The sequence below is a fragment of the Mycobacterium sp. NGS49 genome (assembly GCF_059812565.1).
Genome location: NZ_JCALCX010000057.1, coordinates 1 through 22964, shown reverse-complemented (window position 1 = coordinate 22964; position 22964 = coordinate 1). Strand labels below are relative to the sequence as shown.

The following is a 22964-nucleotide window of genomic DNA, read 5'->3' as shown; positions in this document are numbered from 1 at the left end:
GGCGGCACCCGGACCGGCCGCAGCGGTCGGTGCGCCGCTGCCGGCTGAGGTAGGAGGGGGTCAGTGATAGGGATGCTGGGCAAGGTCCGCCGTGGGACCTGGCAGGGGCTGGTGCTGCTTGTCGCCGCCCTGATGATGAGTTCCTGTGGCTGGAAAGGCATCTCCCAGGTCGCGATTCCCGGGGCGCCGGGCAGTGGCAGCGACGCGTACACCGTGTATGCCCAGGTGCCGGACACCCTGGCCATCAACGGCAACAGCAAGGTGATGGTGGCCGACGTCGAGGTCGGTTCGATTCGCAAGATCGAGCTGAAGAACTGGATCGCGACCCTGACCCTGGGGTTGAAGAAGGACACCAAGCTCCCCAAGAACGCCCTGCTGAAGATCGGCCAGACCAGCTTGCTCGGGTCGCAGCACGTCGAGTTGATCTCGCCGGAGAACGCCTCGACGGAACTGCTGCGCAACGGCGACACCATCCCGCTGAAGAACTCGTCGGCCTACCCGAACATCGAGCAGACGCTGGCGGTCATCTCGCTGATCCTGCGCGGTGGCGGTATCCCGAACCTCGAGGTGCTGCAGGACGAGATCTACGCGATCTTCCACGGTCGCGGGGAACAGATCCGCGGCTTCCTCAACCGGCTGGACACCTTCACCCGCCAGCTCAACGAGCAGCGCAATGACATCACCCACGCCATCGACTCGACGAACCGCCTGCTGACCTACGTCGGGAACCGCAACGACGTGCTGGAGCGCGTGCTGACCGATTTCCCGCCGCTCATCAAGCACTTCGCCGATACCAAGAACCTGCTGATCAATGCGGTCGACTCGGTAGGCCGGCTCAGCGGTGCCGCGGACCAGTACCTGTCGGAAGCACGCGGGCCGCTGAACACCGACCTGCAGGCGCTGCAGTGCCCGCTGCGGGAACTCGGCCGCGGCTCGCCGTACCTGATCGGCGCGCTGAAGCTGATCCTGACGCAGCCGTTCGACATCGACGCGGTGCCGAAGATCTTCCGCGGCGACTACCAGAACGTGTCGGCCACGCTGGACGTCACCTACAGCGCCGTGGACAACGCGGTGCTGACCGGTACCGGGTTCTCCGGTGCGCTGCGGGCGCTCGAGCAGTCGTTCGGGCGTGACCCCGAAACCATGATCCCCGATGTTCGCTACACGTCGAATCCGAACGACGCGCCGGGCGGGCCGCTGGTGGAAAGGGCGGAGCGAGGCCAATGCTGACACCCTTTATCAGGCGCCAGTTGTGGCTGTTCCTGACGCTCACGGTGATAGCGCTGTCGGTGCTGGGCGTCTACTACCTGCAGATTCCCACCCTGGTCGGGATCGGGCGCTACGAGCTCACCGCCAACCTGCCCGCCTCGGGCGGTCTGTACCCGACGGCGAACGTGACCTACCGTGGCATCACCATCGGCAAGGTCACCGAGGTGGAACCGACCCCGTGGGGGGCGAAGGCGATGTTGAGCATCGACAGCCGCTACAAGATCCCGGTCGACGCCACCGCGAACGTGCACTCGGTGTCGGCGGTCGGTGAGCAGTATCTGGACCTGGTGTCGAACGGCAATCCGGGGAAGTACTTCGCCTCGGGACAGACCATCACCAAGGGCACGGTGCCCAGCGAGATCGGGCCGGCGTTGGACACGGCCAATCGTGGCCTAGAGGTGCTGCCCAAGGAGAAGATTCCGAAGCTGCTGGATGAGACGGCGCTGGCGGTCGGCGGTCTGGGCCCGGCCCTGCAGCGGCTGGTCGACGCCACCCAGGCGATCGTGGGCGATTTCCGCACCCAGATCAACGACGTCAACGACATCATCCAGAATTCCGGGCCCGTCCTGCAGAGCCAGGTCGACTCTGGCAACGCCATCGAGCGCTGGGCACGCAACCTGAACACCTTGGCGGCACAGAGCGCGCAAGAGGACCAGCACCTTCGCAGCATCCTGACCCAGGCCGCTCCGACGGCCGACCAGGTGAACGAGGTGTTCACCGACGTGCGGGATTCGCTGCCGCAGACGCTGGCCAACCTCGAGGTCGTGTTCGAGATGCTCAAGCGGTACCACAAGGGCCTCGAACAGGTGCTGGTGTTCCTGCCGCAGGGTGCGTCGATCGCTCAGACCGTGGCCGCGCCGTTCCCGAACATGGCGGCCCTGGACCTGGCGCTGGCGATCAACCAGCCGCCGCCGTGTCTGACCGGCTTCATCCCGGCCGAGCAGTGGCGGTCCTTTGCCGACACGAGCGTGGAGCCGTTGCCGGTCGGGACGTACTGCAAGATCCCGATGGACACGCCGTCCAACAGCGTCCGTGGCTCACGGAACATCCCGTGTGTGGACGTGCCGGGTAAGCGGGCCGCCACGCCGCGTGAATGCCGCAGCACCAAACCGTACGAACCGGCGGGTACCAACCCCTGGTACGGCGACCCGAACCAGCTGCTGACCTGCCCGGCTCCGGCCGCACGCTGTGATCAGCCGGTGAAACCGGGCATGGTGGTCCCCGCGCCGTCGGTGAACAACGGCATCAACCCGCTGCCGGCCGACCGGCTGCCACCGGGCGGCACAACACCACCGCCGATCAGCGACCCGCTGACGCGTCCCGGAACGGGTGCGGTGCAGTGCAACGGACAACAGCCCAACCCCTGCGTCTACACTCCGGGCGGGCCCCCCTCTGCGGTCTACAGTCCGCAGAGTGGTGAGCTGGTAGGGCCCGACGGGGTCAAATACTCCGTCGCAAACTCAACCAAAACAGGAGACGACGGATGGAAGGAGATGCTGGCGCCGGCCGGCTGAACCCCATCGACAAGGACGAATCACTGGGCACGGAGGTGACGGCCGAGGATCCGCAGGGATCCGAGGGCGGAGCCGACCCGACCGGCAGCGTGGTGACGGCCGAGGATCCGCAGGGATCCGAGGGCGGAGCCGACCCGACCGGCAGCGTGGTGACGGCCGAGGATCCGCAGGGGTCCGAGGGCGGAGCCGACCCGACCGATGATGGCGAGGACTCCCAGTCCGAGACTGCGGAGGAACCGGGCGTCGAACGGGGCAGGTCGCGCGTGGGCCGTGGGTGGCTGGTCGCCATCGCGGCCGTGCTGCTGATCATGGCCGGGTGCATCGCCGGCGGCGGCTACTACGCGCTGCGGTCCCACCAGGACATCGCCTCTTTGCAGCGCAACGAGGCTGCGGCGCTGAACGTGGCCAAGGACTGTGTCGCCGCGACCCAGGCGCCGGACACCAGCAGCATGGCCGCCAGCGAGCAGAAGATCGTCGACTGCGGCACCGACCAGTACCGCACCCAGGCGCTGCTCTACAGCAGCATGCTGGTGCAGGCCTACCAGGCCGCGAACGTGCACCTCAAGGTGTCCGACATGCGTGCCGCCGTCGAGCGCGACAATCCGGACGGCTCGATCGACGTGCTCGTCGCACTGCGTATCAGCGTCTCCAATGACCAGCAGCAGAACCAGGAGACGGGTTATCGCCTGCGGGTGCGAATGGCGCCGACCGACGGCACCTACAAGATCTCGAAGCTCGACCAGGTGACGAAGTGACGGTGGTGGTCGACCAGATCCAGACCACGGACGCCGCCCAGGACCTCCCCGAGAAGGCCTTGGCTCCTTGGCATTTGCGCGTCGCGGCGTTCGCCGTGGACGCGCTCGCCGGCCTCGCCGTGGCGATCACGATGGCGCTGGTGTCGTTCACGCTGCCGCCTTATCGCGCGTGGTGGTGGGTGTGCATGGTCGCCTGCGCCCTCGCCGTCCTGGCGGTGCTCGTCAACCGCCTGCTACTGCCGACCGTCACCGGTTGGAGCCTGGGCCGCGCGCAGTTCGGCATCGCGGTGGCACGCCGGGACGGCAAGGAGATCAGTCCGTGGTGGCTGCTGTTGCGCGAGGTGGCTCACCTAGTCGACACGGCGGCGCTGCTGGTGGGCTGGTTGTGGCCGCTGTGGGATTCCCAGCGTCGCACGTTCGCGGACATGCTGGTGAGGACCGAGGTGCTGCGCGTGGTACCGCACGAGCGGGCCGACAAGGTGCGCAAGTGGACGGCGGTGGCGCTGGTGAGTGCGGCCGCGCTATGTCTGGGCGGTGCAGGCGTCGGCTATGGCGTCGTCTACCACCAGGCTCGCGCAACCGACCGGGCGCGCGCCGAGGTGTCCACGCAGGGACCGAAGATCGTTGCCCAGATGCTGACCTACGACCCGAAGACCCTGCGGGAGGATTTCGCCCGTGCCCTCAATCTGACCACCGACAGATACCGCCGTGACCTGGCCGCTCAGCAGGATGTGGTCCAGAAGGGGCACCCGGTCATCAACGAGTACTGGGGTTCGACCAACTCGATCCTGGCGGCGACACCGCACAGCGCGACGATGCTGCTGTTCCTGCAGGGCCGTCGCGGCGATGGGCCCGACGTCCGTTACATCACCGCGAGCGTGCGGGTGAATTTCATCCAGAGCGGCGACGGCCGCTGGCTGGTCGACGGCCTCACCGTGCTGGCCAAACCGAAACCCGCTGCGGGTGAGGGCAAATGAGTCCGCGGCGCAAGTTCGAACCGGGGCAGGACTCGCTCCTCGTCCCGCAGGCCATACCGCCGAGGCGGTGGGCATTGCCGCTGATTTCGTCGATCGCGGCGCTGGTGATGGTTGCGGCGATCGCCGGCTCGGCTTTCATGCTGGTCAACCATCACTCGCGGGACCGTGTCGCGGAGCGCGAAACCCAGGCGGTGAACTACGTCAAGTGGTTCATGACGGGCTTCACCTCGATCGATCCCTTCCACGCCAACGAGTACATCGAACGGGTGATGGCACAGGCGACGGGTGACTTCGCCAAGCAGTACACCGACAAGGCCAACGAAATCCTGTTCCAGGTTGCCCGCGCGGAGCGTTCGACCGGGACGGTGCTGGAGGCCGGTGTGGAACGGTGGAACGACGACGGCAGTGTGACGGTGCTGGTGGCTACTGACGTCACCTCCAAGTCGCCGGACGGTAAACAGGTCATCGAGAACACCAACCGTTGGTCGGCGACCGCTACGCAGGAAGGGAATCAGTGGAAGATCAGCAACCTGCAGCAGGTGCTTTGACCGACGAGGCCCGGGAAGAGACCGAAACCGAGGAAAGCCAGGCCGACTCCGAGAGCGCCGACGCCGCCGGGGAGTCCGAGTCCAAGCCGGATTCCGAGTCCGCCGAAACCGAGTCCGCCGAAACCGAGGCCGCCGGCGAGTCGGCCGAGCCGGACGAGTCGGCCGAAACGGTTGAGCCGGCCAAACCGAAGAAGAAGCGAAACCGCGGCCGGCTGGCCGCCGTGGTGGTGGCGCTCGTCGCCGCGTTGTTCGTCGGCTCCTCGGCCTTTGCGGCCGCGATGGTGCAGCCGTACCTGTCGGAGCGGGCCACCATCGAAGTGAAGCTGAAGGTGGCGCGCTCGGCGGCGAACGCGATCACCACGTTGTGGAGTTACACGCCGGAGAACATGGACACCCTGGCCGATCGCGCGGGCCGATACCTCACCGGCGACTTCGGTGCCCAATACCGGAAATTCGTCGAAGAGAAGGTCGTCGGCCCGAACAAGCAGTTGAAGATCACCAACTCGACCGAGGTCACCGGCGTGGCGGTCGAGTCGCTCGACGGCCCGAATGCGGTGGTCATCGTGTACACCAACACCACCGCCACCACCCCGCTGAAGAAGAACATCCCCTCGCTGCAGTACTTGTCGTACCGGATGACGATGAAGCGCGAGGGCGACCGCTGGTTGGTGACGCGGATGACGACCATCACGTCGCTGGATGTGACTCCGCAGCTGTAGCCGGTCTCAATTGAACGCGAGCCAGCTGGGCAGTGCCCGTTCGCGGGAGTCGCACAGCACCTGGCGGGTGTCGCACGAACCCTTGGGCGCCCCGGCTCCGGCCCACATGCCTCCGGTGTCGCGGCGCAGCACGATCGCCGACGAACCGCCGCCGTCGAGCAATATCGCCGTATCGCTGCCCAGGCCGCGGAACAGGTCCTGAATGTTGTCGGGGGTGTAGCTGCCGCCCTCGAAGATGTACATCTCGTCCTTCTGCTTCGAGTAGGCCAGGGCGGTGCGTGCCGCGCTGGGTCCCCCGTCGTGCAGCTGACCGGTGTTACCGGGGGAGAGCAGCCCGATGCCGGCCACCGCGACGAACTTGGCATTCTTGTTCAGCAGGTCCTCGACCACCGGCGTGGCGAGGTCGTAGTCCTCTCTGCCCTTGGGCCGCAACACATATGGAGCGCCGCCGACCGGCAGGATCATCGTCGTCAGCGACGTCCACGATTCGTTGCCGCCGGACAGGCCCTGCTTACCCGGGTAGGCGACGGTGCCGGTGACCGCCTGGTTGGCGCGACCCTGTCCATGGGTGTTGTCCACGAACGCCCCCAGCGGCGAACTGCATCCGGTGTCGCGCCAGGAACCGCCCTTTTGGCCGCGCACGTCGAAGAAGTTGGCGTTGATGGCGATGGTCGGTTGGCCCATGCGCTGCCATGCCTGCAGCGGCGGGTAGATCTCGGATGCCTGCCACAGCCCCTCACCGGTGCGGGCGCCGGCGTTGTTCTCGCAGCGGGCCTGGTCGCCCTTGTGGGTGTCCACCAGCAGGTGCGGCTGCAGCCGGGTCGCGGCCTGCTTGATGATCATCAGATGGCCGCCGTTGTTCATCTCGTACCAGCGTCCGGTGCCGTCGAGTAGCGGCATGGAATGCCCGCCGCCGAAGTTGTAAACCAGGTAGGAGCCTTTGGTGGTGGCGATGGCCTGCTGCAGCAGTTCCCGCGCATCAGCGGCGTGTGCGGCAGGCTGCCCGGTGGTGCTTGCCAGCGTGGCACACAACGCCAGGGTGACACAGCTTGCCGCGACTCTGCGCAAGACGGCAGCTGGCGTCAGCACGGGTAGCCCTTTCGGCCAGAATCTGAGAAGCGACCCCCTCAGCATCAGCCACATCAGCCACACTGTCAACTTTGGTAACAGGCCAGTGACGCCCGTGCTGCGTTCCAATCACGTTTGCGTGCTTGTACTTTCAGCGGTGGGCTGCGCCTCGGCGACGAGGTCGGAGGCGGGCTCGGCTTCGCTGTCGGCCTCGCGAGCCTTCTCCCGTTGGTGATGCGCCTGGTGCTCGGCGGCGATGGCGTGTTCGATCGCACCGGGAACACGGTGGAAGCCCTTGCGGTCGTACAGGCGGGTGATGATGCCGCCCACCAAGAGTCCGATCACCAGTCCGATGGCGGTCATGATCAACGCATGGCGCAATCCGGCGTCCGCGTGGCCGTTCAGGTACAGCAGCGAGCGCACGCCGAGGAACACCTGGTGCATGGGCTCGAACTTGGCCAGCCAGCGGAAGAACGGCGGGACGGCTTCCAGCGGTACCGTCGCACCGGCCGACGGCAAACCGAGGATCACGAAGATCAGCATGCTGAAGAGCAGTCCCATCGAACCCAGCACGGCGATCAGCGAACTCGACGTGATGCCCACCGCGCTGATGGCGAACACTCCGTAGAGCCACAATTGCCAGCCCAGCGTGATGGGCATGCCCAGGCCGTGGGCTATCGCCAGGTAGATACCCGACGTCGCCAGCGCCAGGATCACCATCAGCCCCCACTTGACCAGCAGCGTGCGGAATCGCGAGATGTTGACCTGCTCGGCGAAGCGGTAGACGGGACCGAATTCGGCTGGTACGTAACCCAGCATCGAGTCGACCAGGGTGCTGACCACGATGCTGCCGGTGAAGCCGGCGAGCAACAGCAACAGCGCATAGTAGAAGGCCGACAACCCATTTCCGGTGCCGTTGGGCAGCGGGTTGTATACCGCCGATTTGATGTCGATGGGACTGGTCAGGGCCAGCACCGACGCGCCGGCCAGTGGCGCGCCCCCGGTCTGCGCCGCCACATCTGCTGAAAGTCGTTCTCCCACTTTGCTGTTCGCGACAGCAGCGGCCTGGTTCAGGGTTTGGCCGGCGATGCTGGAGCCCAGCGTGCCGGCCCGCGGGTTGGTGGAGATGGTGATGGTCGGCCGTTCGGCGCGATTGGCGGTCAGCGCGCTCTCGCCGAGGTCACGCAACTTGGACGAGAAGCCCGGGGGAATCACCATCTGCCCGTAGGCCTGTGCCCGGTCCAGCAGTTGCCTGGCCTCGGCCGCGGAGACCACCCGGACGTCGAACTTCTCCTTGTCCAGCCCGGCTACCACGCCGTCGGCGATCTGCTTGCCGTAGGGGCCGGCGTCCTGGTTGACCACGGCGATCGGGAAATGACGCAGGTTGGTGGTCGGGTTCAAGATGCCGCCGAGATACAGCGCGGACAGCGCCGACATCAGGGCCAGTGTGATCAGGATCGGCGCCGCCCAGAACCGCACCTTGCGAAGCTGCTTGATGTTCCGGTTCGGTTTGGGCGCTGCATGCTTGGCGTGCTTCTGAGACATGGGGGCTCCTGTCTGTCGAGCCCACTCTAGTGTGTCGGTCAGCCGCCCAGCTTCGCGTGCATCTCCCAGACGAGCACTTCGGAAGGCTGCCGCGCGGTGAGTCGCCGGCCGCCGGTATCGGTCAGCCGGGCCGCGTCTCCGGTGGTCACAGCGCCGGCGTCCTCGAGGGTGAGGTCGCCGTGGGCGACGAACACGTGCAGGAACGGTGCCGCGGGCAAGTCGACGGTGTCGCCACCGCGCAGTCGGGCGCAGTGCAGCGTTGCGGCCCGGTTGTGCAGGGTGAGCAAGGCATCGTTGCCCGGGACGCCGGAGGCGACGGGTACCAGGGCGCGCTCGTCCAGCCGGTCGCCGATGTCGTGCTGCTGGTAGCCCGGGGTGATGCCGGTCTGATCCGGGATGACCCACATCTGCACGAAATGCACTGGCCGGGTGGCGGAACCGTTCTTCTCCGAGTGCACTATGCCGCTACCGGCCGACATGCGCTGGGCCAGCCCGGGATAGATGACGCCGTGGTTGCCGGTGGAATCCTGGTGTGTCAGTTCACCTTCCAGAACCCAGGTGACGATCTCCATGTCCCGGTGCGGGTGGCTGTCGAAACCCGTTCGGGGCGCGACGATGTCGTCGTTGTTCACCATCAACAGCCCGAAATGGGTGTTGTCCGGCTCGTAATGGTCGCCGAAGGCGAACGAATGCCGGGACTGCAGCCACGGCGTGGTCGTGACGGCCCGGTCGGCTGCGCGCCGGATGTCAACGGTGGCGGGCATGGCTCCCCTTAACCGCGCGGGTAGGTGGCGCCCGCGAGTTGGAGGATCTCCTCACGGTCGGCAGGCAGGATGAACCCGGAGGCGATCGCGGAGTCGAGCGCACCGGCGAAGTTGTGCAGGTATTCGGCGGCGCCCCCTGGATAAAGGCGCCGCAAGGTGGCGTCGTCGAACGGCTCGCCGCGACCGAAGATCGAGGACATGGGGCCGTCCGCGGTGGCGACACCGGAGGTGCGGGCTATCGGGACGTCCACCCACGGTGTGCGGATCCCGCCCTCGGCTATCCCGTTGCCATCCAGCACCGGTTCCGGGGGCTCAGCTTGAGAGACCCGCAACGGGGCACCGGTGGGCGGCGCCGTCCCGGTGCGCACCCAGGAGGTCAGCGCCGCCAGCGCGGCCTGCACGACGTAGTGGTGTTGCGGCCCGAAGTTGATGAAGTGGTCGAGTTGCCGGCCCATCAGGTGGTCGGTGGGCGCATAGGCCGCCACCAGGTCTGCGATTGATGCTGAACCGGAGTCGATGGGCGCTACCCGGATCGTGTAATTGTCGGCGTGCGCGGCGCCGGCGATCTCCCACACCCGCAGCAGGTCGTGGTCGGGCTGTCGGGCGGCGTAATAGCCTTGTCGCCCGGCGCCGTACAAGTCCGTTTCGGTGATCACCGTCATCAGCGGGACCCGCAGGTCAGGTCGGAACTTCACCGCTTGCGCGCTGCGGGATTGCAGCTCGTCGAAGATCGAGCCGTCGTCGAGTGGCGCGGCGGGCCCGAACCGGGAATGCACCAGAAACCCGTCGTAGCTCCGCGCGAGCGGGTCGACGGCATTGATGTAGCTGGTGAGGAACATCGCCGACTGCGATTCGCCCAATGCCACCACGTTTTGCGGATCCAGACCGCCCAGGATGCCGGCGCCGTCGCGGGCCAGCCCGCCGACTTGCGAGAAGATGTCGTAGGCGAACGGGTCTCCCGGGTGGCGCAGGGCGCCGTAGCGGGTGGGGTTCTGGCTCTTGAGCGACATGTCGAGGCCGAGCAGGCTCACGCCCCCGTCCACCCCCACCTTCTGGGCCGAGACCATGACGTAGGCGTAGCCGGCGCGGATCACTTCGCGGTGCGCCATCATCCACACCGCCGGGGCGTCGATGCCGCCACTGACATTGAGCCACTCGACCAGCACGGTACCGTTGAACCGCGCCGCATCAACGGGGGTGACTACTACCACTCGAGTGGTGTATTCGGCTGCGCCGGTGGTCCGGACGCACCACCTTCCGTCCGGGCCCAGGGGCCGCTGCGGGGCGTAGGACGACGCGTTGCCAGAGACGAAGAACTCCCGCGCCGCGTAGCCCACGCTGCCGATGTCGAAGGCGCCCAACAGGATCGAGGGTCGGCCGGACACCGGCGTGACGGTGGGCGGGGTGGTCATAGCGAATTCGGCAGGCCGAACCTGGCGAACAGCGAGCCGTCGAGGAATGCGACCACATGTGACACACCGTCCGGCCGGATGTCCAGCACGTGCAGCTGGAACGGCACATGCCGATCGCCTGCGCGCATGTACATGGCCGCACCGGGTTGACCGTTGGCGACGATCGGGATCATTCGCATGTCACCGGGCGACTCGGCCGGACACTGGGTGTGTATGAGCGCGATGATGTCCGACGCGCCCTGGTACCAGCCGGTGTAGGGCGGCATCTCCCAGATCGCCTCGGCGGTGAACAAATCCACCAGCCTGTCGATGTCGTAGGCCTCGAACGCGGCGACGTAGCGGGCCAGCAGATCCTGTGCCTGTTCCGAGTCCGGCGCGGCCAGCCGGTCGTCGGCGCTGGGGGCCACCGCATTCAGCTGAGTGCGGGCGCGCTGCAGCAGGCTGTTGACCGCCACGGTGGTGGTTCCGATCGCGTCGGCGACCTCCGCGGCCTTCCACTGCAGGACGTCGCGCAACAACAACACCGCCCGTTGCCGCGGCGACAGGTGCTGCAGCGCGGCGACGAACGCCAACCGCACCGACTCCCGCGACTCGGCGATCACCGAGGGGTCGGCGGGGTCCTGCGCACCGGGTAGCGGCTCCAGCCAGGGGACCTCGGCACGCTCGACCAGCTCGGCCGTCGGGTCCGAGCGTTCGTTGCCCAGACCGGTCGGCAGCGGCCGCCGCTGCCGGCCTTCCAGCGCGGTGAGGCAGGTGTTGGTGGCGATCCGGTGCAGCCAGGTGCGAACCGAGGACTTGCCCTCGAACCTGTCGTATGACTTCCAGGCCCGCAGCAGGGTCTCTTGCACCAGGTCCTCGGCGTCGTGCAACGACCCGGTCATCCGGTAGCAGTGGGCGAGCAGTTCGCGCCGGTACGGTTCGGCGTGGGCGGAGAAATCTCCGCCGGCGTTCGAGGCAGAATTTTCGGTGAGCACACTCACCCGTTCGAGCCTACGCAGCGGGTGCGACAGCACGCTTCGAGGAGTGTCCACGCAGAACGTAAACTGCCGGTGATGACTACCACCCGCACTGAACGCACTTTCGACGGCGTCCGTGGCGTACCCATCGTCTATGACGTGTGGACCCCGGACGTCCCGCCCCGTGCGGTGGTCATTCTGGCCCACGGTTTCGGTGAACACGCCCGTCGCTACGACCACGTGACGCAGCGGTTGGGCCGGGCCGGACTCGTCACCTACGCCCTCGATCACCGGGGGCACGGACGCTCGGGCGGCAAGCGGGTGATGGTGCGCGACGTGTCGGAATTCACCGGCGACTTCGACACGCTGGCGGGCATCGCGACCCGGGAGAACCCTGGCCTGACCCGCATCGTGCTCGGGCACAGCATGGGCGGCGCCATCGTGTTCGCCTACGGGGTGGAGCGCCCGGACAACTACGACCTGATGGTGTTGTCCGCGCCGGCCGTCGCCGCGCAGGACATGGTGCCGCGGGTGGTCGCGCTGGCCGCGAAGGTGTTGGGCGTCGTGGCGCCGGGCCTGCCGGTGGAGGCGCTCGACTTCACCGCGATATCGCGTGACCCCGAGGTGGTGAACGCCTACAACACCGACCCGTTGGTGTACCACGGCAAGGTGCCGGCCGGGCTGGGGCGGGCATTGCTGCAGGTGGGCGAGACCATGCCGCAGCGAGCCCCGGCACTGACGACCCCGTTGCTGGTGGTGCACGGCACCGGCGACTCGCTGGTGCCGATCGAGGGCAGCCGCCGCCTGGTGGAATGCGTGGGCTCCGCCGATGTCGAATTGAAGGAATACGCCGGGCTGTTCCACGAGGTCTTCAACGAGCCCGAGCAGAATCAGGTGCTCGACGACGTGGTGTCCTGGCTCAACCTGCGCCTGTGAATCACCGAGCGGGATTGTCGTGTCGCTGCGCTAGTTTGGCCGCATGACCGACGACAAGATGCTGTCCCGCATCGCGGCGCTGCTGCGTCAGGCCGAAGGCACCGACAACCCGCACGAGGCCGAGGCTTTCATGACCGCCGCGCAGCGGCTGGCGACGGCCTCCTCCATCGATCTCGCGGTGGCGCGCTCGCACTCGGCGACCCGCTCGGCAGCCCAGGCCCCCACCCAGCGCACCATCACGATCGGCGCGGCGGGCACCCGCGGCCTGCGTACCTATGTGCAGCTTTTCGTGCTGATTGCGGCGGCGAATGACGTGCGCTGCGACATCGCGTCGAATTCGACGTTCCTGTACGCCTACGGATTCGCCGAGGACATCGACGCGACGCACGCCCTCTACGCCAGCCTGGTGGTGCAGATGGTCCGGGCCTCCGACGCCTACCTCGCCACCGGCGCGCACCGGCCGACGCCCACCATCACCGCCCGTCTGAATTTTCAGCTGGCGTTCGGGGCCCGCGTCGGTCAACGGCTGGCCGAGGCCCGCGAGCAGGCCCGAGCGGAAGTGAGCAAGGACCGCAGACGGGACCCTGGTACCGCTCTCGCATTGCGGGACAAGGAAGTCGAGCTGCGCGACCACTACCGCGAGGCTTCCCGGGCGCGCGGCACCTGGCAGGCCAATCGGGCCTCTGCGGGGTACTCGTCGGCGGCGCGGCGCGCGGGGGACCGGGCGGGGCGACGCGCGCGGCTGGGCAGCAGTCCGGAGCTGCCCGGGGCACGGACCGCGCTGGGCCGTTGACCCGCGACTCCCAACGAGCCAAGGTCTATGCGGCTGAGGAATTCGTCCGGGTCATGTTCGACCGTGCCGCCGAGCACGGATCACGCGTCGTCGAGTTCTTCGGTACCCAGTTGACGCTGCCGTCGGAGGGACGGTTCGCGTCGGTGTCGTCGGTGCAGCGCTACGTCGACGATGTGCTGGCGCTGCCGGCGGTGCGCCGACAGTGGCCGGACTGCTCGCCGCTCCGGGTGCGGGCCAGGCGGGCGGCCAGTGCCGCGCACTACGAGAACCGGGCGGGGACAGGCACTATCGCCGTCCCCGACCGCGACACCGCATCGTGGGCGATGCGCGAACTGGTCATACTGCATGAGGTGGCGCATCACCTGTGCCGGGTGCCGCCGCAACACGGGCCGGACTTCGTGGCGACGATGTGCGTGCTGACCGAACTGGTGATGGGACCCGAACTCGGGCACATACTGCGAGTGGTGTACGCGAAAGAGGGAGTGCGATGAGCCCCGCTGCGCAGGACCCCGCCGCCCGGGCGCGTGAGGTCGAGGCCGCGTTGACCGACGACGAGCGCTTTGCGCTGCTGGTCGGGGTGATGGGCGCCGGGGATCTGTGGCCATTGCGCGACGAGCGGATTCCACCGGACGTCCCTATGAGCGCGGGGTACGTGCCGGGGATAGCCCGGTTAGGGGTCCCGGCGCTGCGGATGAGCGACGCCGGGCTCGGGGTGACCAACCCCGGTTTCCGCCCGGGCGATACGGCCACGGCGCTGCCGGCCGGGCTGGCCCTGGCGGCCAGCTTCAACCCCGGGCTGGCCCGGGCCGCGGGTTCGGTGATCGGCGCCGAGGCACGCAGCCGCGGGTTCAACGTGCAACTCGCCGGCGCGATGAACCTCGCGCGCGACCCGCGCAACGGCCGCAATTTCGAATACTTCTCCGAGGACCCGCTGTTGAGCGCCGCGATGGCCGCCGAACAGATCATCGGGATCCAGCAACACGGTGTCATCTGCACCGTCAAGCACTTCTCGCTGAACTGCAACGAGACCAACCGGCACTGGCTCGACGCCGTCATCGACCCCGACGCGCACCGCGAGTCCGACCTGCTGGCCTTCGAGCTCGCGATCGAACGCGGCCGGCCCGGCGCGGTGATGGCGGCCTACAACAAGGTCAACGGCGACTATGCCGCCGCCAATGCCGTCCTGCTCAACGACGTGCTCAAAGGTGCGTGGGATTTCCCCGGTTGGGTGATGTCGGACTGGGGCGGCACACCGGGCTGGGAGTGTGCGCTGAGCGGTCTCGACCAGGAGTGCGGCGCCCAGATCGACGCCCTGTTGTGGCAGGCGGAGACGTTCGGCGACCCACTGCGCGCCGCCTACGCCGAGGGTCGTCTGCCCAGGCAGCGGTTGTCGGACATGGTCCGGCGGATCCTGCGGTCGATGTTCGCCGTCGGAGTCGACAATTGGGAACCGGCCCCCGATCCGGACACCAACGCGCACAACGACATTGCCCTCGAGGTCGCCCGGCAGGGCATCGTGCTGCTGCAGAACCGGGGCGTGCTGCCCATGACTACCGCCGGCCACGTCGCCGTCATCGGCGGCTACGCCCACCGCGGCGTCCCGGCGGGATTCGGCTCCAGCACTGTTCTTCCGCCCGGTGGCTACGCCGGTGTGGTCCCGATCGGCGGATCGGGCCTGGAGGCGGGCATGCGCAATCTGTACCTGCAGCCGTCGAGCCCCCTGGAGGAACTGAGGACGCTGCTGCCGCACGCGCACATCGAGTTCGACCCGGGCATCAGCCCCGCCGAGTCGGTGCCCGTGGCGAGCCGGGCTGACGTCGCGATCGTCTTCGCGACCCGGGCCGAAGGCGAGGGATTCGACAGCGCTGACCTGTCGCTCCCGTGGGGCCAGGACGCGCTCATCTCGGCCGTCGCCGCGGCCAATCCGAACACCGTGGTGGTGCTGGAGACCGGAAACCCGGTGGTGATGCCGTGGCGTGACTCGGTGGGCGCAATCGTCCAGGCCTGGTATCCCGGCCAGCAGGGCGGCCGGGCGATCGCGGAAGTCCTGACCGGGCAGGTCAATCCGTCGGGCCGGCTGCCGATCAGCTTTCCGGTCGATCTCGGTCAGACGCCGCGCCCGACTTTGGGTTCGCCGACCACCATCGACTACTCGGAGGGCGCTGACGTCGGCTACCGCTGGTTCGCCCGAACCGGACAGGCTCCGCTGTTCGCGTTCGGACACGGCCTGTCCTACACCAGCTTTGAATACCGCGATCTGGAAGTGACCGGCGGTGACACGGTGCGGGCAGCGGTCACCGTCGTCAACACCGGTGAGCGCCGCGGGGCCGATATCCCTCAGCTGTATCTGGCCGGGGCGCCCGGCGAGAGCCGGTTACGGCTGCTGGGATTTGACCGGGTCGACCTGGAACCCGGGCATTCTCGCCGGGTGCGCATCGAGGCGGATCCGCGCCTGGTGGCGCACTACTCGGACGGGAGTTGGCACATCGCGGCGGGACGGCACACGGTGGCAGTAGGTGCTTGCGCGGTGGACTTGCAACTGACCGCACAGGTGGAGCTGGCCGGCCGTACGTTCGGGCGCTGAGCGGCACGTCCGGACGCACGACCGGCGGGGCCGGTTACTGCACGGGGACGAGGTCGTCGCCGCAGGTGCAACGGTAGGGTTCGCCGCCTGCGCAGTGGCAAGGGACCTCGATGCGTACGCGACAGCCGCAGCCTTCGTGGCCACAGGTCAGCAGGGTTCCAGCTTCGTGAGTTGCCATTTCGATATCACCTTCATCTGAGTGGGTGGTTGGTGCCACTGCCGAGTGTATACCCCTTGGGGGTACGGGTAAACAGGCGGCGCGGAATTCGCTATCGCCCTGGTGCGCCGAAGCCGTCCGGAGTGGGCGCATAGCGCGGCGCAATGAAGCGCCGGAAACACAAGTCGCTGTCGGCCCGCACCCGCGCCGCGTCGTCGTGGGCGAAAAGCACGAAGTGACAACCCATGATCCTCGAGCCGACCATCTCCCGGACGCTCGGCAGTGCCGCGACGACATCGACCTCGTCGGCCTGCAGCCCGTAGATGGCCAGCAGCCGCACGTGCCGGCGGTGCTCGGGTGTGAGTGTCGGCTCGCCGAACGCCACATCGACGAATGTGTCGATCACGCCGACGCCCTGGGCGATGCCGACCATGCGGTCGACCATTCCCCCGGCGCCGGCCAGCCGCGGATTGAGATCGAGCAGCACCGGTCCCCGCGGCGAATCGGTGAATTCGGGATGGAAGAAGCCGTTCCGGTGGCCCAGGACCGTCAGCAACTCCCGGGTATGCGCCAGCAACGGCGCATGCTCGGCCGCCCCCACGTCGAGTTGATCGGCCCAGCAGTAGCGCATGCCGTCGCCCAGCACCAACTTGTGCCAGCGCTGCAGGCTCACGAAATGGTATTCGCCGCCCAGGGCGAAGCCGTCGATACTGTAGGTCTGCTGCATCCCGGCTGCGTCCCAGTCAATCAGCAACTCCTGGGCGGTGTAGGCGGCGTCCGGATCGGCGGCCCGCGCCTGCCGCAGCCAGTCGCTCACGCCGTTCCGGGGCACGATGGCGTGGGTCCCCGCGTAATGCACCGGTTTCATGATCAACGTCTCGCCGAGGGCTTCCAGGCGCTGCTCGTCCAACGGCTCGTGCAACCGGAAGGAAAGCTGGCGCGGGACCGGATAACCGTGCCGCTGCAGCAGTCGATCGGTCTCGTCCTTGCGTTCCCGTGCCAGTGACGTCGCCGGGTCGTTGGCGAAATCGGGGCAGACCAGGGCGGCCAGTCGGTCGGCGGAGCTCAGGTCGTACTCGAATCCGTAGAACACGAACGCCGGCCGGGCGGCCGCCAGGGCGGCCGCGGCCGGACCCGGGTCGCGCGCGCGGTACCGGATCGCATCGGTTCGGGTGTCGGCGGTGCGGCGCAGGATGCCGCGCGGGTCGACGTCGTCTGGCGGACAGTCCAATTCGTCGTCGACGACATCGAGCAGGGTGACGCCGCGCCGGGCGAACGTCTCGCGGACGTAGTCCGCGGACGACAGCAGCGAGGTGAACGCGATGGTGCGGCCCGGGAGCTGACCTCCGTGCTCAGCACACACCGCTGAAACCTCCGTCGACGGTCAGCGCCGAACCGGTGATGTAGCGGCTCAGATCGCTGCACAGGAACAGGATGACATCGGCGATGTCGGAGGGCTCTGCCCAGCGTCGCAGCGGAATTCGCTCGTCGATGCGGCGGTAGTAGTCGGGATGGCTACGCCGGCCCGCCTCGGTCATCGGCGTGCGGACCCATCCTGGCAGGACGGCGTTGACCAGGATGTTGTCGGTGGCCCAGGCCGCTGCCAGACTGCGGGCCAGCTGCACCACGCCGCCCTTGCTGGCCGCGTAGGCGGCGCCGATCGCGGTTCCGAACAGCGAGGTCATACTGCCGATCAGCACCACGCGGGCCGCACGGTCGTGGTCGCGCAGCAGTGGATAGGCATCGCGGACGAACTTGAACTGGCTGGACAGGTTGGTCGCCAGCACGTCGTCCCACTGTTCGTCGGTGAGGTCCTGAGGTGCCGCCCGTCGGCTGATCCCGGCGCAGTTGGCCAGGAAATCGATCGTGCCCCAATCCTGTTGGACCGATTCCAGGAATTGCCGTGATGCGCCGCGATCGTTGATGTCGAAGGTGTGTCCGGTCACGGCGGTCGCCCACGGGGCAAGGTTGGTCAGCGCGCTCTTCAGCACCGCCGGGTCCCGGCCGGTGATGCGGACCTGGCAACCGTGTGCCAGCAGCGCACGCGCGGTCGCCAACCCGATCCCGCTGGTGCCGCCGACCACGACGGCGCGGGTGCCGGACAGATCCAGCGCCGCGACAGAGCCGGTCAACGGGCGATCTCGATGAAGTCGTCAATGACCTCGGCCGCCCCTGCCGCGACGAGCTGGGCGGCGTAAGCCGACCGCAGCTCCACCGGAAGACCGTTGGCCATCCCGTACACGTGCAGACCCGCACCCCGCGCGGCGCGGACACCGGCGACACTGTCCTCGACCGCGCAGGTCCGCTCCGGGTCGAGTCCGCGTTCGCGCAGGCAGGCCAGATAGATGTCGGGATGCGGCTTGAAGCGACACCCGGCCCGCTCCCCGAAGATCATTTCGGGCGGGAAGTATCGGCTGATCTTCATGGTGTGCAGCAGGCTTTCGATGAAGTGCGGCTTGTTCACCGAGCAGATGAACCTGTTGGCCGGCACCTGCAACAGAGCGTCGAGCGTCGGGTCCTTCTGCACTTCACCAAGCAGCCTGGAGTGGATTGTGGTTCGCACCGCGTCCAGGATGGACCTGTCCACGCCGACCCCGTGCACCGCTTCGATGTCGTCCAGAATCTGCTCGCCCCGCCAGCCCAGGTACCGGTGAAACAGATAGTTCGTGGAGAGTTCGACCCCATAGCGGGCGATGGCTTCGGACAGCACTTCGAACGCGACGGATTGGGTGTTGACCGCCACTACGCCGTCGAAGTCGAAAATGACGTTGTGCCAACGCACGGTGTCGCCGCCTCCTGAAAGTAGGGGAAGGGGTGCGACGCTACCAGCCGGCAGCCCGCGCGCCGCGCCTCCGAAGCTGCCGCAAGCCGGTGAATTCCGTTGCGCTGCTTGATAACCGCGAAGAACGACGTAGTGCCGCGCTGGTGGTTGCCCTTGATCACATTGATTCCGAGCTGATCGAATTGGGCCGGTGACTTGTACAGCGCGGACATCTTCACGTAGGGCACCTCGCCGAACGTCTTGGCGAGCAGGCGGCCGAATCCGAGGTACTTGCGCAGTTGCAGCAGCGCGCGATTCTTGGCTCGAGCCCGCTGCTGCCGGCCCGACAGCTGGTGGTCGGGCCGCTCGGTGATCAGCTTCAGATGCAACTTGGTGTAGGCCGTGTACAAACTCAGCAGTTGCTCGTCGGCCAGCATGAGGCAACGCATTTCGGCTTCGGCGGGGCTGTACTCATCGAGCAGGATTGCCCGCTGTTCGCCGTGACTGTGTCCAGGCAACAGGTCGTCGGCACCCTGCAGTACCAGGCCGGGGTAGGGCCGGAGCATGTCCCGAATCCGCTCGGCGTAGGCGTCGACGGACCGATCGCTGCCCAACAGGTGCACGTCGCTGTGAAAGTGGCCCTCGCTGAGCAGGAACAGCTCGGTGGCGGGGTAGACGTCCGCGATCCGCGCGTGCAACTCGGCCAGGGTTTGGATGGCCAGCTGCTCGCCGTAGTCGGGCAGGTCGCCGATGGTGAGCCGACGGCTCGGGCACTTGCCGTGGAAGGTGGGCAACACCAGTCGCAACGGGCCGCGCGCCGAGATGATGCCGGAAAGCGTTGCACGCAAGTAGGAGTCGTCAAACTGCAGGCCCTCGGGGTTCTTGCGGGCGTCCCGCAGAATCGCCGCGATGCGGGCCGTCGTCGACTCGGTCCGGGCGCCGAGTCGTCCTATTGCGGCGATGGTGGTCTCGGGCATACTTTGACATCCCTCGTTGTCGGTTGGTGCTATGTACGGTGCCAGCACCGGACCGCGATGTCTGTCGGCGAACCGGACACCATCGTGGGGGAGTGCGGTGTCCGCCGATCGCCGGACGCCGAAGTCGTCGGATCGCAGTATTTCTGCCCCACGGCCTTCTCCCAGCTCGCCGCATGTGCCCATACTTCCGACGTGACACTCGCCGCCAGCCCTGTCAGCGGCCGTCTGCTCACGGGCCTGGTACTGACCGGTGTCGTTTCGGTGCTGGACTCGACAGTCGTTGTGCCACTGTTGAAGTCGATCGGTGACGAGTTCGGCGGCGGTTCGCGGGTGGCGTGGCTGGTGTCGGCTTACCTGCTGTCCTCGACCCTGACCATTCCAGTCTGGGGCCGCTGGCTGGACCTGCGCGGTGAGCGGGCGCCGATGTGGCTGGCGTTGGGCCTGTTCACCCTCGGCACCGCGCTGGCCTGCGTCGCATCCGGGCTCGCGGAGCTTGTCGCCTGCCGAATCCTGCAGGGAATGGCCGCCGGCGGACTTGTGCCGCTGAGCGAGGCGATCATCGCGGGCCGCTGCACCCCGGCCGAACGTGCCCGTCTGCAGGCGCAGTACAACGTGGCCTATGGGCTGGCGGCCGCCTGTGGTCCGGTGATCGGCGGGGTACTGATCGACGTGTCGTGGCGCTGGGCCTTCGCGTTCGTGTTGCCGTGCTGCGCCGTGTCGGCCTGGGCGCTGCGGGGACAGTTGCGCACGGGTCCCGTTGCCGTGACGAGGCGTTCGCCGTTCGACTACCGGGGTAGCGTCCTGGTCGCGCTCGGACTGTTCGGGCTGTTGCTCGGGGTGCAACGGCTTTCCGGCTGGGTGCTGGTCACCGGCGCGGTATTCGTCGGATTGTTCGTCCGGCGAACCAGAACCCACACACACACTCTGATCCCGCGGGCAGTGCTGGCCGACCGCGTGATCCTCGGCTGCACGCTGGCCGCACTGGTCATCGGTTTCGCGCAGTACTCCTACCTGAGCTATCTGCCGGAACTGGCGCACGGGCTGACGCGCCACCTGAACTCGGGCCTGGTGGCAGTGCCGTTGACGGTCACGTGGCTGACGCTGGGCTCGGTCAGCGCCGTGCTGGCACTGCGGGTCGGTACCCGCGCGGTGGTCCTGGCTGCGCTGCTGGCGGCCGCCGCGGCCGGGGTGCCGCTGCTGACATCGGTATCGGTTCCGGCGCTGTTCGGGGCCGCCACCCTGGCCGGCGTCGCAGCCGCCCTCGGCGTGCTGCCCGCGCTGCTGCTGGCGCAGGTCAGGGCCGGCCCGGCCGATCTCGGCGCCACCACCTCGCTACTGGTCTTGATGCGCAACTTCGGTGGCGCGCTTGGCGTTTCGGCGACGCTCGCCGTCAACGACGACTTCGGCTTCGCCCCGAGCATCGCGCTGCTGATGGTGGTCTGCACCGCCGGGGTGCTACCGGCGTTATGGATTCCCAACCGCGCCGACGAAGCGGCATTGCGGCAACGGGGCTAGAGGTTCAGGCCGTCCGCACCGTCCGCGCCCGGGCCGCCACCGGGACCGGTTTGACCATTGGGCGCAGTGCCGTCGCCGCCGCCACCACCCTGGCCTCCGTTGCCACCGGTACCGCCGGGCGCTGCTTTGCCGTCGCCGCCCGCGCCGCCGGTTCCCCCGGTGCCGCCCTGGCCACCATCACCGCCATTGCCGGTGCCGGGCGGGGTGCCGCCCGTCCCGCCGACGCCCCCGGTTCCGCCGTTCCCGCCGTTCGCGCCGGCCTGGCCGGACGTGACGCCACTGGCGCCGGCGCCACCGGTGCCTCCGGTACCGCCCTGGCCGCCGGGCCCCGCGTCGGCGTTGTAGTAGCCGGTGCCGCCGGTGCCGCCCTTGCCGCCAGGTCCGCCGACGCCGCCGGCGCCGACGGTTCCCGCCGTGCCCGCGCCGGATCCCGCGAGGCCACCGACGCCGCCGGTGCCGCCGGTACCCCCCTGCCCGCCCGCCTCTCCGGCGTACGTGGCCGTGTATCCGCCCAGGCCGCCCTGGCCGCCGGTTCCGCCCGGCCCGCCGGGCCCGCCGTTGCCGTTGGCGGCGCCCGCACCCACCGATGCGCCGACGCCACCGGCGCCGCCGGTGCCGCCGGCCCCGCCGGTGTAGCCGGGTTGGTCTTCTCCGCCGTCGTAGCCGTAGCCGCCTGTTCCGCCGTACCCGCCGCCGCCGCCATCGCCGCCGTTACCGCCGGGGCCGGGCGCGCCGCCGTTGCCGCCGGCCCCGCCGACACCTCCGGCGTACCCCTCGGCGGTGTCGCCGTCGGCACCGTAGCCGCCGGCACCGCCGTAGCCGCCGGTGCCGCCGTCGCCGCCGACGCCGCCGATGCCGGGATTGCCGCCGACGCCGCCGGTGCCGCCCATCCCACCCGCGTACCCGACCGCATTCACGCCGTAGTCCCCCTGGCCACCGGGTCCGCCCATGCCGCCCTGGCCGCCGTTACCGCCCACACCGGGGGTGGCGCCCGACCCGGGGGCACCACCGGTACCGCCGGTGCCGCCCACGCCACCCACAGCACCTGCTTGACCCTCGCCGTAGCCGGCATAACCGCCACCGCCGCCATCGCCGCCGGCCCCACCGTTTCCGGCTATTCCGCCCACCGAGTCACCGCCGGTGCCACCCGTGCCGCCGGCCCCGCCCGCATAACCGTCCTGGTTGATACGCCCGGCGCCGCCGTATCCGCCGCCGCCGCCGGTGCCGCCGGTGCCGCCATCGCCGGAGTAGTTCCGATCGACGCCGTTGCCGGCCAGCCCGCCGAGACCGGCGTCCCCGCCGGCACCGCCCGCGCCGCCGGTGCCGCCGGGGCTGAAGAAGCCATTGCCGCCGTAGCCCCCGTACCCGCCATAGCCGCCGTAGCCGCCGTAGCCGCCGCTGTTACCGGACCCGGCGATGGCGTTTGCACCCACGCCACCGGACCCGCCGGCGCCCCCGGCGCCACCGGTGCCGGCGACGCCCATCGCGGCGTCGCCGAATTCGCCCGGCCAGCCGCCGATGCCGCCAGTCCCACCTGTGCCGCCCATGCCGCCGGCGCCGCCGCCGCTGCCGGTGTCGGGTGTTCCGCTGCCGCCGTTGCCGCCTCCGCCGCCGATGCCCCCGACCCCGCCGTTGCCGTTGGTGCCGCCGGAAGCGCCCCGGCCCCCGATGCCGCCTCCGCCGCCTTCGCCGCCCTGGCCGCCCGCCCGCCCGG

The 22964-nt window shown here is 68.6% G+C and carries 20 protein-coding genes and 2 pseudogenes; 11 read left to right on the top strand and 11 right to left on the bottom strand.

Features of this window, described 5'->3' with window-relative positions:
* Positions 1-72: 72 nt before the first annotated feature.
* Genes AC5Y7D_RS29635 through AC5Y7D_RS29610 form a run of 6 tightly spaced genes read left to right on the top strand, consistent with a single transcriptional unit; the run spans position 73 to position 5782 of the window.
* On the top strand, positions 73-1230 hold the full coding sequence (locus AC5Y7D_RS29635) for a virulence factor Mce family protein (protein ID WP_499929610.1): 1158 nt from the start codon (positions 73-75) through the stop codon (positions 1228-1230).
* Positions 1224-2783, top strand: a complete 1560-nt coding sequence (locus AC5Y7D_RS29630) for a virulence factor Mce family protein (RefSeq protein WP_499929607.1) — start codon at positions 1224-1226, stop codon at positions 2781-2783. The genes AC5Y7D_RS29635 and AC5Y7D_RS29630 overlap by 7 nt, the downstream gene beginning before the upstream one ends.
* Positions 2753-3538: an Rv1363c family protein gene (locus AC5Y7D_RS29625; protein WP_499929606.1), complete on the top strand. Its 786-nt coding sequence runs from the start codon at positions 2753-2755 to the stop codon at positions 3536-3538. The genes AC5Y7D_RS29630 and AC5Y7D_RS29625 overlap by 31 nt, the downstream gene beginning before the upstream one ends.
* The gene (locus tag AC5Y7D_RS29620) at positions 3535-4515 is read left to right on the top strand and encodes an RDD family protein (RefSeq protein ID WP_499929605.1); all 981 of its coding nucleotides are present in this window, start codon (positions 3535-3537) and stop codon (positions 4513-4515) included. The genes AC5Y7D_RS29625 and AC5Y7D_RS29620 overlap by 4 nt, the downstream gene beginning before the upstream one ends.
* Positions 4512-5063, top strand: coding sequence for an Rv1363c family protein (locus AC5Y7D_RS29615; RefSeq protein WP_499929604.1), 552 nt, complete (start codon positions 4512-4514; stop codon positions 5061-5063). Before AC5Y7D_RS29620 ends, AC5Y7D_RS29615 begins: the two co-directional genes overlap by 4 nt.
* Complete coding sequence (locus tag AC5Y7D_RS29610) at positions 5030-5782, top strand: mammalian cell entry protein (RefSeq protein ID WP_499929603.1); 753 nt, start codon at positions 5030-5032, stop codon at positions 5780-5782. The genes AC5Y7D_RS29615 and AC5Y7D_RS29610 overlap by 34 nt, the downstream gene beginning before the upstream one ends.
* Positions 5783-5788: 6 nt before the next feature.
* On the opposite strand, the gene AC5Y7D_RS29605 is transcribed toward AC5Y7D_RS29610, so the two are convergent.
* The 5 genes and pseudogenes from AC5Y7D_RS29605 to AC5Y7D_RS29585 all read right to left on the bottom strand — a co-directional run bounded on the left by AC5Y7D_RS29605 (position 5789) and on the right by AC5Y7D_RS29585 (position 11676).
* Positions 5789-6916: a phosphodiester glycosidase family protein gene (locus tag AC5Y7D_RS29605; protein ID WP_499929609.1), complete on the bottom strand. Its 1128-nt coding sequence runs from the start codon at positions 6914-6916 to the stop codon at positions 5789-5791.
* A 63-nt stretch (positions 6917-6979) separates the two neighbouring features.
* Positions 6980-8395 (bottom strand): YhgE/Pip domain-containing protein, encoded by a 1416-nt coding sequence (locus AC5Y7D_RS29600; protein ID WP_499929602.1) that lies wholly within the window; start codon positions 8393-8395, stop codon positions 6980-6982.
* A gap of 38 nt (positions 8396-8433) precedes the next feature.
* A complete protein-coding gene (locus AC5Y7D_RS29595; RefSeq protein WP_499929601.1) occupies positions 8434-9159 on the bottom strand; it encodes a pirin family protein in 726 nt (241 codons plus the stop codon).
* Between the two features lie 8 nt (positions 9160-9167).
* The gene (locus AC5Y7D_RS29590) at positions 9168-10571 is read right to left on the bottom strand and encodes an alpha/beta hydrolase domain-containing protein (protein WP_499929600.1); all 1404 of its coding nucleotides are present in this window, start codon (positions 10569-10571) and stop codon (positions 9168-9170) included.
* Positions 10568-11676: pseudogene (locus AC5Y7D_RS29585) on the bottom strand (sigma-70 family RNA polymerase sigma factor). The gene AC5Y7D_RS29590 and the pseudogene AC5Y7D_RS29585 overlap by 4 nt, the downstream one beginning before the upstream one ends.
* Here AC5Y7D_RS29585 and AC5Y7D_RS29580 point away from each other — a divergent pair.
* Genes AC5Y7D_RS29580 through AC5Y7D_RS29565 form a run of 4 tightly spaced genes read left to right on the top strand, consistent with a single transcriptional unit; the run spans position 11624 to position 15840 of the window.
* Complete coding sequence (locus AC5Y7D_RS29580; protein ID WP_499929599.1) at positions 11624-12463, top strand: alpha/beta hydrolase; 840 nt, start codon at positions 11624-11626, stop codon at positions 12461-12463. The pseudogene AC5Y7D_RS29585 and the gene AC5Y7D_RS29580 overlap by 53 nt on opposite strands.
* 43 nt (positions 12464-12506) lie before the next feature.
* Entirely contained in the window at positions 12507-13256 is a 750-nt protein-coding gene (locus AC5Y7D_RS29575; RefSeq protein ID WP_499929598.1) for a DUF2786 domain-containing protein, read from the top strand.
* A complete protein-coding gene (locus AC5Y7D_RS29570) occupies positions 13253-13747 on the top strand; it encodes a TIGR04338 family metallohydrolase (RefSeq protein ID WP_499929597.1) in 495 nt (164 codons plus the stop codon). Before AC5Y7D_RS29575 ends, AC5Y7D_RS29570 begins: the two co-directional genes overlap by 4 nt.
* Complete coding sequence (locus AC5Y7D_RS29565) at positions 13744-15840, top strand: glycoside hydrolase family 3 protein (protein WP_499929596.1); 2097 nt, start codon at positions 13744-13746, stop codon at positions 15838-15840. Before AC5Y7D_RS29570 ends, AC5Y7D_RS29565 begins: the two co-directional genes overlap by 4 nt.
* A gap of 34 nt (positions 15841-15874) precedes the next feature.
* On the opposite strand, the gene mymT is transcribed toward AC5Y7D_RS29565, so the two are convergent.
* The 5 genes from mymT to AC5Y7D_RS29540 form a co-directional block, all read right to left on the bottom strand.
* Complete coding sequence (gene mymT / locus AC5Y7D_RS29560) at positions 15875-16018, bottom strand: copper-binding metallothionein MymT (RefSeq protein WP_499929608.1); 144 nt, start codon at positions 16016-16018, stop codon at positions 15875-15877.
* Between the two features lie 91 nt (positions 16019-16109).
* Positions 16110-17360, bottom strand: coding sequence for a hypothetical protein (locus AC5Y7D_RS29555; RefSeq protein WP_499929595.1), 1251 nt, complete (start codon positions 17358-17360; stop codon positions 16110-16112).
* Positions 17350-18129, bottom strand: coding sequence for an SDR family NAD(P)-dependent oxidoreductase (locus AC5Y7D_RS29550; RefSeq protein WP_499929594.1), 780 nt, complete (start codon positions 18127-18129; stop codon positions 17350-17352). Before AC5Y7D_RS29550 ends, AC5Y7D_RS29555 begins: the two co-directional genes overlap by 11 nt.
* Positions 18126-18779, bottom strand: coding sequence for an HAD family hydrolase (locus AC5Y7D_RS29545; protein ID WP_499929593.1), 654 nt, complete (start codon positions 18777-18779; stop codon positions 18126-18128). Before AC5Y7D_RS29545 ends, AC5Y7D_RS29550 begins: the two co-directional genes overlap by 4 nt.
* A complete protein-coding gene (locus tag AC5Y7D_RS29540; RefSeq protein ID WP_499929592.1) occupies positions 18740-19735 on the bottom strand; it encodes an L-tyrosine/L-tryptophan isonitrile synthase family protein in 996 nt (331 codons plus the stop codon). Before AC5Y7D_RS29540 ends, AC5Y7D_RS29545 begins: the two co-directional genes overlap by 40 nt.
* A 57-nt stretch (positions 19736-19792) precedes the next feature.
* On the opposite strand from AC5Y7D_RS29540, the gene AC5Y7D_RS29535 reads away from it, so the two are divergent.
* A complete protein-coding gene (locus AC5Y7D_RS29535; protein ID WP_499929590.1) occupies positions 19793-21250 on the top strand; it encodes an MFS transporter in 1458 nt (485 codons plus the stop codon).
* Here AC5Y7D_RS29535 and AC5Y7D_RS29530 read toward each other — a convergent pair.
* Positions 21247-22964: pseudogene (locus AC5Y7D_RS29530) on the bottom strand (PE family protein); the annotation flags it as partial. The gene AC5Y7D_RS29535 and the pseudogene AC5Y7D_RS29530 sit on opposite strands and share 4 nt — an antisense overlap.